This window comes from Bacillus sp. mrc49, from assembly GCF_002803435.1.
In genome coordinates, this window is record NZ_PHNG01000674.1 from 1 (window position 1) to 11,778 (window position 11,778).

At 44.3% G+C, this 11,778-nt stretch carries 8 protein-coding genes, 4 tRNA genes and 1 pseudogene; all 13 read left to right on the top strand.

Translation table 11 applies throughout. The annotated features are described in order from the left end of the window. On the top strand, window positions 1-1,432 hold a 1,432-nt coding region (locus tag CVN76_RS10515), incomplete at its 5' end, for a DHH family phosphoesterase (protein ID WP_100531212.1). Continuing rightward, window positions 1,429-1,878: a 50S ribosomal protein L9 gene (rplI, locus tag CVN76_RS10520; protein ID WP_100531213.1), complete on the top strand. Its 450-nt coding sequence runs from the start codon at window positions 1,429-1,431 to the stop codon at window positions 1,876-1,878. The genes CVN76_RS10515 and rplI, both read left to right, overlap by 4 nt. A 149-nt stretch (window positions 1,879-2,027) precedes the next feature. Further along, window positions 2,028-3,392 (top strand): replicative DNA helicase, encoded by a 1,365-nt coding sequence (gene dnaB / locus CVN76_RS10525; RefSeq protein ID WP_061141432.1) that lies wholly within the window; start codon window positions 2,028-2,030, stop codon window positions 3,390-3,392. A 367-nt stretch (window positions 3,393-3,759) separates the two neighbouring features. Then, window positions 3,760-5,052, top strand: coding sequence for an adenylosuccinate synthase (locus tag CVN76_RS10530; protein WP_061141431.1), 1,293 nt, complete (start codon window positions 3,760-3,762; stop codon window positions 5,050-5,052). 198 nt (window positions 5,053-5,250) lie between these two features. Next, window positions 5,251-5,326 (top strand) — tRNA-Lys (locus CVN76_RS10535). A 9-nt stretch (window positions 5,327-5,335) separates the two neighbouring features. Further along, a tRNA-Glu gene (locus tag CVN76_RS10540) sits at window positions 5,336-5,407 on the top strand. A gap of 23 nt (window positions 5,408-5,430) precedes the next feature. Further along, window positions 5,431-5,506: transfer RNA gene (locus tag CVN76_RS10545), tRNA-Asp, on the top strand. Between the two features lie 30 nt (window positions 5,507-5,536). Next, window positions 5,537-5,609: transfer RNA gene (locus CVN76_RS10550), tRNA-Phe, on the top strand. 402 nt (window positions 5,610-6,011) lie between these two features. Further along, window positions 6,012-7,430, top strand: coding sequence for a LysM peptidoglycan-binding domain-containing M23 family metallopeptidase (locus CVN76_RS10555; protein WP_100531214.1), 1,419 nt, complete (start codon window positions 6,012-6,014; stop codon window positions 7,428-7,430). Window positions 7,431-7,711: 281 nt separating this feature from the next. Then, window positions 7,712-8,422: a response regulator YycF gene (gene yycF / locus CVN76_RS10560; RefSeq protein ID WP_061141429.1), complete on the top strand. Its 711-nt coding sequence runs from the start codon at window positions 7,712-7,714 to the stop codon at window positions 8,420-8,422. 5 nt (window positions 8,423-8,427) lie between these two features. Further along, the gene (walK, locus tag CVN76_RS10565) at window positions 8,428-10,260 is read left to right on the top strand and encodes a cell wall metabolism sensor histidine kinase WalK (RefSeq protein WP_061141428.1); all 1,833 of its coding nucleotides are present in this window, start codon (window positions 8,428-8,430) and stop codon (window positions 10,258-10,260) included. Then, window positions 10,257-11,594 (top strand): YycH family regulatory protein, encoded by a 1,338-nt coding sequence (locus CVN76_RS10570; protein ID WP_100531215.1) that lies wholly within the window; start codon window positions 10,257-10,259, stop codon window positions 11,592-11,594. Before walK ends, CVN76_RS10570 begins: the two co-directional genes overlap by 4 nt. Further along, window positions 11,581-11,778, top strand: a pseudogene (locus CVN76_RS10575) (two-component system regulatory protein YycI); the annotation flags it as partial. The gene CVN76_RS10570 and the pseudogene CVN76_RS10575, both read left to right, overlap by 14 nt.

Below are 11,778 nucleotides of genomic sequence, written 5' to 3' on the forward strand. Positions count from 1 at the left end.
CCTCCTCGATAATTATGATGATTTGACTCAGGGCATGGATGATCAGCGTAAAAGCAGCATCAACAGCTTGGTCACTTCACTTCTTGATAAATGGGCAAGGGATAATGGCGTTTTCTTTAAACGGGTATCCTCGGAACGATTCATTGCTATCTTCAATGAACATATCCTGCAGCAATTGGAAAAGGGGAAATTCTCGATCCTGGATGAAATCAGGGAAACGACAGCCAAGCAAAACGTACCATTGACCTTGAGCATAGGTGTCGGCTCCGCCGTATCATCACTGCCGGAACTAGGCTCGCTCGCGCAGTCCAGCCTGGATTTGGCACTTGGACGGGGCGGTGATCAGGTCGCGATCAAGCAGTCGAATGGTAAAGTGAAATTCTATGGCGGGAAGACCAATCCGATGGAAAAACGCACAAGGGTCCGTGCACGAGTCATTTCCCATGCATTGAAGGATATCGTCCTTGATAGCGATAAGGTCATTGTCATGGGCCATAAAAACCCGGATATGGACGCAATCGGTTCAGCGATCGGCATCTTGAAGGTCGCACAGATGAATGAACGGGAAGGGTATATCGTCATTAACACCCAACAGCTGGATAGCAGTGTCCTTCGGTTAATGGAAGAAATCAAGAATAAAGAAGACCTGTATGCCCGTTTCATAACGCCGGATGAAGCGTTTGAAATGATCACGGATGAGACATTGCTTGTGGTGGTCGATACGCATAAACCTTCGATGGTGATTGAGGAACGGTTATTGAATAGGATCGATAAGGTAGTCGTCATTGACCATCATCGCCGTGGTGAAGAATTCATCAAGAATTCATTGCTCGTCTATATGGAGCCGTATGCTTCTTCAACAGCCGAGCTTGTAACGGAGCTGCTTGAATACCAGCCGAAGCGCTCGAAGATTGATATGCTGGAATCGACCGCGCTCCTTGCCGGTATCATCGTCGATACAAAAAGCTTCACATTGAGGACTGGTTCCCGTACCTTTGATGCAGCGTCCTATTTAAGGGCGCATGGGGCCGATACTGTTCTCGTCCAGAAATTCTTGAAGGAAGATGTGGACACATACATTAAACGGTCGAAGCTCATTGAAGAAGTGATCTTTTATAAAAAAGGAATTGCCATTGCCTCGGCTAAAACCGACCAGATCCACAATCAGGTGCTCATTGCCCAGGCTGCCGATACCCTATTGACGATGGACGGTGTCGTTGCTTCCTTCGTCATGGCTAAGCGATCTGATGATACGGTGGGCATCAGTGCACGCTCCCTCGGGGATATCAATGTCCAGGTGATCATGGAAATGCTGAATGGAGGCGGGCACTTGACGAATGCCGCCACCCAGCAGGCATGCTCGATCGAAGAAGCGGAAAGCCGGTTAAAAGCGGCAATAGACGAATATTTAGAAGGGGGACAAAGAGAATGAAGGTAATATTTCTAAAAGATGTTAAAGGTAAAGGGAAAAAAGGGGAAGTTAAAAATGTTGCGGATGGATATGCACATAATTTCCTGATCAAGCAAGGATTGGCTGTTGAAGCAAATAATACAAATGTAAAAACGCTGGAAGCACAGAAGAATAAAGAACAATCACTCGCTGCCGAAGAGCTTCAGCAAGCTGAAGACCTGAAAGTGCAACTGGAGAAATTGACAGTCGAGTTATCCGCCAAAGCGGGTGAGGGCGGCCGTTTATTCGGTTCGATCACGACAAAGCAAATCGCATCGGAGCTTCAGAAAAAACATGGCATCAAGCTTGATAAACGCAAGATGGAGCTTGCTGACGGCATCCGTTCTTTAGGACATACGAAGCTGCCCGTCAAGCTTCACCCTGAAGTCACGGCGACATTGACTGTACATGTAAAAGAAATTAACTAATTTTAGCTGTTTCATATCTGTGAAAAATTGATAAAATAGAGTTAGACGAAAAATGTGATTGGGCATGTAGTCCTTTCACTTTTTTCTTTTGGCTAGAAACGTATAAGCTAGCAAAAAAGGTATCCTCTTAGAATGGGAGGTTTTAAGATATGATAGAACAATTTCAAGATAGGATCCCCCCTCAAAATATAGAAGCCGAACAGGCAGTGCTGGGAGCCATTTTTCTAGAGCCATCTTCATTGACCGTTACTTCGGAAGTTTTGATTCCGGAGGATTTTTACAGAAGCTCGCATCAAAAGATTTTTAATGTGATGCTTAATTTGAATGACGAAGGCAAAGCTGTCGATTTGATCACGGTGACGGAAGAACTGGCTGCGACAAAAAACCTTGAAGAAGTTGGCGGTGTATCTTATTTAAGTGAATTGGCCGGGTCGGTCCCTACCGCGGCCAATATTGAATATTATGCCCGCATCGTCGAGGAGAAGTCTTTGCTCCGCCGTTTGATCAGGACAGCGACCAACATCGCCCAGGAAGGCTACAGTCGCGAGGACGAGGTCGAGGAGCTGCTCGGGGAAGCAGAAAAAACGATCATGGAAGTGGCCCAACGTAAAAATTCCGGGTCTTTCCAAAATATTAAAGATGTATTGGTTGCGACGTACGATAACATAGAAATTCTGACCAACCGTAAAGGTGATGTCACGGGAATACCGACAGGGTTTGCTGAACTGGATCGAATGACGGCAGGATTCCAACGTAATGACCTCATTATAGTGGGTGCCCGTCCCTCTGTAGGTAAAACGGCATTTGCCTTGAATATCGCTCAAAACGTTGCGACCAAAACGGAGGAAAATGTAGCGATTTTCAGTCTTGAAATGGGTGCAGAGCAGCTCGTTATGCGTATGCTCTGTGCCGAAGGAAACATAAACGCCCAGAACTTACGGACAGGTTCCTTGACCGATGAGGATTGGCGCAAGCTTACGATGGCGATGGGAAGCTTGTCCAATGCCGGCATTTATATCGATGATACGCCAGGCGTGAGGATCGGTGAAATTCGCTCAAAATGCCGCCGTCTGAAACAGGAACATGGCCTTGGCATGATCTTGATCGATTACCTGCAGTTAATTCAAGGCGATGGTCGTTCAGGCGACAACCGTCAGCAGGAGGTATCCGAGATTTCACGTTCACTCAAAGCGCTCGCTCGTGAACTTAAAGTCCCAGTCATCGCCCTTTCCCAGCTATCCCGGGGAGTGGAGCAGCGCCAGGATAAGCGCCCGATGATGTCTGATATCCGGGAATCGGGGAGTATCGAGCAAGATGCCGATATCGTCGCATTCTTATACCGTGATGATTATTATGATAAAGAATCCGAGAACAAAAATATCATTGAAATCATCATAGCGAAACAGCGTAATGGCCCGGTAGGAACGGTTTCACTTGCCTTCGTGAAAGAGTACAATAAATTCGTTAACCTCGAACGGCGATTCGATGATGATTCGATGTCGCCCGGGGCATAGGGAACAGCCCGCCATAAAACATGGCGGGCTGTTTTACGTTTGGTTGATGGGACCGGAAATTAACCGCACCGCGAAAACAACCTTATTTTTAGATGCAGCATGTAATAATACAATTCGTCTCTTGAAAAAGGGGTGCACTGTGATAATAATAAAAGCGAGTGCAGGGAATAATACGGAGATAATCCAAAACCAATCAGGCCGGGAATGCAGTCGCTTGCCCTTTTTTTTACGAACAAATTATTTTTAAAAATGTGTAATGTTCGGATTTTGTATTGACTTCACCTTTGGATTATTGATAAAATAGGTTTGTTTGATAAGAACCGGTTATTGATCGGTATTACGGAACCTTTGGAGGTGCTTTATTCAGATGTCATCAGTTGTAGTAGTCGGTACACAATGGGGAGACGAAGGTAAAGGTAAAATAACAGATTTTCTATCCCAGAATGCGGAAGCCATTGCTCGCTATCAAGGCGGGAACAATGCAGGGCATACAATAAAATTTAATGGTGTTACTTATAAACTGCATTTAATTCCGTCAGGGATTTTTTATAGTGATAAAATTTGTGTCATTGGAAATGGTATGGTGGTCGATCCGAAAGCTCTTGTAGAGGAGCTTGCTTATTTGCATAGCCATGGAGTGAGTACGGATAATCTTCGTATTTCGAACCGTGCCCATGTCATTCTTCCTTATCATATCAAATTGGATGAAGTCGAAGAAGATCGTAAAGGCGCCAATAAGATTGGAACGACAAAAAAAGGGATCGGCCCTGCTTATATGGACAAGGCTGCCCGTAACGGAATCCGGATGGCCGACCTTTTGGACCGTGAAATTTTCGAGGAAAAACTATCTCATAATCTTGTCGAAAAAAATCGTATGTTCGAACGTTTTTATGAGACGGAAGGTTTCAAAATCGAAGAAATCTTGGAAGAATACTATGAGTACGGACAACAAGTGCAGAAATATGTTTGCGATACATCCGTTGTATTGAATGATGCACTTGATGAGGGGAAACGGGTATTATTCGAAGGGGCACAAGGAGTCATGCTTGATATTGATCAAGGAACATATCCATTCGTCACTTCATCCAATCCGGTTGCAGGCGGCGTTACGATCGGTTCTGGCGTAGGTCCTACGAAAATCAACCATGTGGTCGGTGTATGTAAAGCATATACAAGCCGTGTGGGCGATGGTCCTTTCCCGACGGAATTACATGATGAAATCGGTAACCAAATCCGTGAAGTGGGCCGTGAATATGGCACAACTACAGGCAGGCCGCGCCGTGTGGGCTGGTTTGACGCTGTTGTCGTCCGCCATGCACGCCGTGTCAGCGGAATCACCGACCTATCATTGAACTCGATTGACGTGCTATCAGGTCTTGATACGGTCAAAATCTGTGTCGCTTATGAATACAAAGGCGAAGTTATTCATGAGGTGCCAGCGACGTTGAAAGCGACCGGTGAATGTAAGCCAGTTTATGAAGAGCTTCCAGGCTGGTCAGAAGACATCACAGGATGCAAATCACTGGACGAGCTTCCAGATAATGCTCGTCACTATGTTGAGCGTGTATCACAATTAGTGGGCATTCCTTTGACGACTTTCTCTGTCGGTCCTGACCGCAACCAAACAAATATCGTGAGAAGCCCTTGGCGTCTAGCGTAATTTTTCATGAAAATGGAGCTGGCTTTTTGGCCGGCTCTTCTTCATGATTACGGCTGAAATGGAAGCGGAAGAAGGGGAAAATAATAAATATTATTTTATTTTAAAAAAACTATTGCCTAAACTCTATAATTCGTGATATTATCATAAGCGTCGTCACAATAATACGACGAAGCGAAACATAGTGACATTCGTTAGTACGAGCCATTAGCTCAGTTGGTAGAGCATCTGACTTTTAATCAGAGGGTCGAAGGTTCGAATCCTTCATGGCTCACCATTTTTTTTCGGCCCATTGGTCAAGCGGTTAAGACACCGCCCTTTCACGGCGGTAACACGGGTTCGAATCCCGTATGGGTCACTTCTTTATTTCATATCTTTACTGGTCCCGTGGTGTAGCGGTTAACATGCCTGCCTGTCACGCAGGAGATCGCGGGTTCGATTCCCGTCGGGACCGCCATTTTATTTTTAGCTTTGAAATGGAATATTTGGCTCAGTAGCTCAGTCGGTAGAGCAAAGGACTGAAAATCCTTGTGTCGGCGGTTCGATTCCGTCCTGAGCCATCCTTATTGAAAACGCCCTTGCTAGAGGGCGTTTTTTTGCTATATCATCGTATTGTAAATGAAGCTTTGTTAATAGTTTGTTATCGATTTGTAATATACCAATTTAAACCAAATCGCAAAAAACGCGCCTTCACCCTTAGTGGGCTTATATCCTTCGCTTCAGGTGTCTATTCCACCCCCTTCTTTGCAGAGATATCCATTGGTACTTGTTGTCACCATTTATACAGTTCTATTACAATATGAAGTCTATTTCTTGTTTTTTTTCTTCTTATGATAGAGTTATGAGTGGAAAAATATTATGAAATCAGTCATGGACACAGGTATTTAAATTGAACTAATAAATCTTAACATACATTTGATTAGTTTCTTAATTGGTGACTGAGCCGTTAAGGAGGACCTTATATGTTTAGCTTAAAGGGGAGAGGAATCACCCTGCTGCTGGTATCCGTCGTATTTATGCTTGCAGTGAATCGGGTGACGGCTGCAGGGCTCTCGGATACTGCAACCATTCACCATGTTTATCTTGACGATGAGTTCGTGGGAAGCGTGACGGATGAAGGTAAGATAGAGCAGATCGTTGCGGATAAGGTAGAGAAAGCACAGGAAGACTATCCTGATTATACATTCGATAAGGAGTCTCAAGTGACGTTTGTCCCTGAAGAGGTATTTGAGGAAGAAGTGAAAGAGGATCAGGCTGTTAAGGAAATATCCGATCGGTTGGATATTAAGGCAAAAGCGTATGAAATCGATATAGATCATCAAACGGTCGCTTATGTCCCATCAAAGGATGATGCGGAGGAAGTGTTGAAAAAGCTCACCTTGCTCTATGTTGATGAAGCGGAATACGAAGAATATGAATCGGCTAAAAATGAGGACGGCAATTCGAGTGAATCGTTAAAGGAACCAGGAAGTAAAATCCTAGACATCGAATTTTCGCGTCCAGTTACGTTTAAAGAGACAATGGCCGATCCAGATGAAATCATGACTGTCGATAAAACCATGGCCGTGCTCAAAGAAGGCAAGAAGGAAAAGGTTATCTATGAGGCTAAGGAAGATGATGACCTGGAGTCGATTGCTGCGAGCCATGATATGGACGCGGGTCAACTATTGGAGCTCAACCAAAGCCAGAATGAAGGCAAGGACCTTAAGGAGGGCGATCGTCTCGTCGTGACGGAGCTTATGCCTTATGTGAACGTAATGGTGGAAAGGGAAGTATATGATGAAGAACGGATTCCTTTTGAAAAGAAGGTTCAGGAGGATGATGAACTGCCCAAGGGAGAGGTAATCATTGAACAAGCGGGCAATGATGGAATCGAGGCCTTCACTTATAACGTTTCCGAAACGAATGGTAAAAAAGTCAGTGAAACGATCGTGGAAAAAGAAATAACGGAAAAGGCGAAAACGGAAATCATCAAAAAAGGCACGAAGGTCATTCCTTCGCAAGGAAGCGGCACATATGCGTGGCCTGCAGACGGGGGCTATATCTCCAGCAAGCAAGGGCAACGATGGGGAAAACTCCATAAGGGAATTGATATCGCCCGTCCATCCACGAGGACGATCACGGCAGCTGATCATGGAATTATTGAATCGGCAGGAAACTCCGGCGGGTATGGAAATAAGATAACGATCAACCACAACAATGGATATAAGACCGTGTATGCCCACCTCGATTCAATTGGTGTTAAAGCAGGACAAAAGATTGAAAAGGGTGCGAAAATCGGCATGATGGGGTCAACAGGGAACTCGACCGGCGTCCATCTCCATTTTGAAGTATATAAAAACGGGTCGCTTGTAAATCCGCTAAACTATATAAGTCAGTAATTGATGGAAGTCTTCGAAAAATATTCGAAGGCTTCTTCTGCTTCATACATAGATGAGAATAATAGGAAAAAGGTGATTTAATGCCTATAAAATGATAAAGTATAATAGATACAATTTGCTTTCATTCAGGTGTTCATGCCCCTTTATTGGGTATATATATATAACTTTTGCCGATCGATGCTGCTAGATTGGCGCAGGCAGAAGGAAAAGTGGATAAAAGTCCCGGATAAGGACACGGTTTTTAATAGATTCAGGTTAGTTATTAAAAAGGAGATAAGCATATGGATAAGAAAATTCTGGTAGTGGACGATGAAAAGCCAATTGCTGATATATTGCAATTCAATCTGAAAAAAGAAGGCTATGAAGTTTTTTGTGCTTATGATGGCAATGAAGCCCTCAAAATGGTGGAAGAACGCCAGCCTGATTTGATCTTGCTTGATATCATGCTGCCGCAGCGCGATGGCATGGAGGTTTGCAGGGAAGTAAGGAAGAAGTATGAAACGCCGATCATCATGCTGACTGCCAAGGATTCAGAGATTGATAAAGTCCTGGGCCTGGAGCTTGGTGCAGATGACTACGTGACAAAACCATTTAGCACCCGGGAAATAATCGCTCGCGTCAAGGCGAATTTAAGGCGTCAGCAAGCTGTCCCTGTCCCAGATCAAGATGTTAACGAACCGAAGGAAATCACGATAGGAACGCTCACGATCCACCCGGATGCCTATGTTGTATCCAAGCGGGGAGATACGATCGAATTAACTCACCGTGAGTTTGAATTGCTTCATTATTTGGCTAAGCATATCGGTCAGGTCATGACAAGGGAGCACTTATTGCAAACTGTTTGGGGCTATGATTACTTTGGTGATGTACGGACCGTCGATGTAACGGTCAGACGTCTTCGTGAGAAGATAGAAGACAACCCAAGCCATCCAGGCTGGATTGTAACTAGAAGAGGGGTCGGTTATTACCTGCGTAACCCTGAACAGGAGTAGTCCTTATGAAAAAGGTTGGTTTTTTTCGCTCGATTCATTTTAAATTTGTTCTGATTTATGTGCTGCTCATTTTCGTGGCGATGCAAATAATCGGGGTATATTTTGTTGGCGAATTGGAAGAGAATCTTGTCGGGAATTTCACGAAATCGATAAAGGGCCATGTTAACCTGCTCACCTATAGCATTGGTGAAGAAATGGAGCAAGAGCGGGGAGAGGAAGACCCGACCCTCGAAGAAGCCATCGATACGATACTGACAGACCGGGATAATTCATCCAATGATATATCTGAGGTCCGTGTTATCGACACCCGCAGCAGAAGGGTAATCGGAACCTCGGACCCCAGCAAGCAGGATATTGTCGGGAAAAAGACAACGGAGGTCCTCATCAAGAATACGCTCATCTATGGGAAAGAGGATAGTGACGTTTTCCGCGATCTTAAAACTGGAAGAAGGCTCTGGGTCCTTTCGACGCCGATTGAGGCAAATGGAGAGGTCATTGGAGCCGTCTATGTCATAGCCGAGATGGAAAATGTGTTTGAGCAGATGGATGAAATCAATAGCATCTTCATGACGGGTACGGCCATTGCCTTGGTCATAACCGCCATTTTGGGGATCCTGCTCGCAAGAACGATCACCCGGCCCATGTCGGATATGAGGAAACAGGCCCTGGTGATGGCAAAAGGGAATTTTTCCAGAAAAGTCAGGGTATATGGCGATGACGAAATTGGTCAGCTTGCCGTCACTTTCAATAATTTGACCAAAAAGCTTCAAGAGTCGCAATCAAGCACGGAAGGAGAGCGGCGCAAGCTATCATCCGTTCTTTCCAATATGACGGACGGCGTGATTTCGACGGACAGGCGGGGCCGGGTGAACTTGATTAATGAACCGGCGGCACAGCTTCTGAATATTTCGCGTGACACGGTCATGAACCAGCCGATCATTGAGGTATTGGGTCTTGAAGAAGAATATAAATTTGATGACTTACTGGAAGAACGCGAATCCGTCATCCTTGATTACAGCAAGAAGAATCGCCCGTTCATTTTGAGGGCGAACTTTTCGGTGATCCAAAAGGAAACGGGCTTCGTGAATGGTTTGATTACTGTTTTGCATGACATAACGGAGCAGGAAAAAATCGAGGGTGAACGCAGGGAATTCGTTGCCAACGTGTCCCATGAGCTGCGGACCCCGCTTACGACCATGAGGAGTTACCTGGAGGCATTGGCTGAAGGGGCATGGAAGGATGAGGAAATCGCTCCATCCTTCCTAAGTGTGACCCAAAATGAAACGGAGCGAATGATCCGGCTTGTCAATGACCTGCTGCAGCTTTCGAAAATGGACAGCAAGGATTACAGGCTTAAAACGGGCTGGGTCAATTTCAATAAATTCTATGACCATATCATCGATCGATTTGAAATGACGAAAAATGATGATATCACGTTTAAGCGCGATTTGCCTAAAGAAGCTTATTTCGTCGATATCGATGAGGATAAGATTACCCAGGTTCTTTATAATGTTATCTCCAACTCGTTGAAGTACTCACCTGAAGGCGGTCAAGTGACCTTTCGGGCCAGGGCTTCCGAAGGCTTCATCGTTGTAAGCATTACAGATCAAGGAGTGGGAATCCCCAAAAACGTCATTGATAAAATATTCGACCGGTTTTACCGTGTCGATAAAGCAAGGGCGCGGAACTTAGGCGGAACCGGCCTTGGCTTAGCGATCGCAAAAGAAATGGTCGTGGCGCATGGCGGGAAAATTTGGGCGGAAAGTGTGGATGGAAAAGGAACTACGGTATTCTTTACACTTCCTTACGAACAGGAAGAAGAGGATGATTGGTCATGAATTTTGAACGTGCAAAAAGCATAATACTGATTATATTGGTGGGGACGAGCATTTTCTTGACCTGGAGCATCTGGACGTATGAGCCTGAATATGATCAATTGAGTCAATCGTCCGATTATATAAAGATAAAAAGCGATGTGGAGATCGTCAGTGATGTCATTAAACCGGTCAGTATCCTTTTTCATGGCAATGGGCAGCATTTCCAGACCTCCGACCCAATTGAAATAGGCAAGATGGAAAATGAATATACGCAATGGAGCTTTAAGGGTGTCAAAGAGATATCGGTAAAAAGGCTGCAAAGGAAATTCGATGACTTCGTCCATGAAGACGGATCGATTGAAATTCAATTTTCCGATGATGTCCCGATTTCCATCTATAAAACGTTATTGAACATTACCGATAAGGAAGTCCCTACTTTTTCCTTTGACCGGATTATCATAAAGCAAAGGGATATCGGTCAAAATCAGTCTGCCGTTTATTTTGTTTCATATGGTCAAGAGAAAATCTATCAAGGCATGGTGGATTCAAAAAAAATACAAGGTTTCATGAATAGGTATTATACGGGTTCTTACAATAAGCACCCTGAATACACAGCAGAAGTGATAAACAGCAAAAAGACGCTGTTCGTACCGGAAAAACCGGTGGAGATTAAAAGCTTTCAGTATTATATCGATAATTTGGATATAGCAAATCTGAAGAATGCATTATTTAATTTTCCTAAGTATGTGCGCCAGGAATCGGTTTCGGTCGGCGATGAATACACGGATGGAACAAGGCTGATGACGATCAACAAGGAAAATTACCTGATTTCTTATATCAATCCGGGACAAAAGAACAAGTTTGTTGGCAGTTCGAGTGATCTTCTGCAAAAAAGCATAGATTTCATCAATGATCATGCTGGCTGGGAGGATAACAACTACCGCTACGCCTATATGTCGGAGACTGAGCAACGGGTGGTTTTCCGGTTATTCGTAAACGGTTATCCTGCCTTCAATGAATATGGAATGACTGAAATCGAACAAATCTGGGGCAAGGAAGAGATTTATAGCTATGAACGTCCATACTTTTCACTTGCCTCGGTTCTCCCATCAGAAGGATCATTGAAGACGTTAGCAAGCGGCAGGGAAGTATTGAATCAGTTGAAATCAAAGGATAATATCGATTTCAAGAACGTGGAGGACATCACGATCGGGTATAAACTGAATAAATCCCTTGATTCCAAGCTTGTCACCTTAGTCACCCTTGAACCGACTTGGTATTATCGGATCGGCAATAAATGGTTCATTGTGCCTTTTGAAGGAGATGCGGGAGGCGATCAAAGTGGATTGGAATAATACAAAGTCAATATTCATCATGGTTTTCTTCGTTTTGAATATTTTTCTTCTTTATCAATTCCTTGAAAAAATCAATGACTACCAATATGAAAATTTCGCGGAATCCTCAACCGAAGAGCTTTTGAAGGAAGATGATATTTCAATAGAAGTCCCTCTTCCGAAACAAAAGCTGAAGGACCAATTC

Coding starts and splice junctions, on each gene's coding strand:
- CVN76_RS10555 (WP_100531214.1), top strand. CDS start 6,012: ATGTTTAGCTTAAAGGGGAGAGGAATCACCCTGCTGCTGGTATCCGTC.
- yycF (WP_061141429.1), top strand. CDS start 7,712: ATGGATAAGAAAATTCTGGTAGTGGACGATGAAAAGCCAATTGCTGAT.
- dnaB (WP_061141432.1), top strand. CDS start 2,028: ATGATAGAACAATTTCAAGATAGGATCCCCCCTCAAAATATAGAAGCC.
- rplI (WP_100531213.1), top strand. CDS start 1,429: ATGAAGGTAATATTTCTAAAAGATGTTAAAGGTAAAGGGAAAAAAGGG.
- CVN76_RS10570 (WP_100531215.1), top strand. CDS start 10,257: ATGAATTTTGAACGTGCAAAAAGCATAATACTGATTATATTGGTGGGG.
- walK (WP_061141428.1), top strand. CDS start 8,428: ATGAAAAAGGTTGGTTTTTTTCGCTCGATTCATTTTAAATTTGTTCTG.
- CVN76_RS10530 (WP_061141431.1), top strand. CDS start 3,760: ATGTCATCAGTTGTAGTAGTCGGTACACAATGGGGAGACGAAGGTAAA.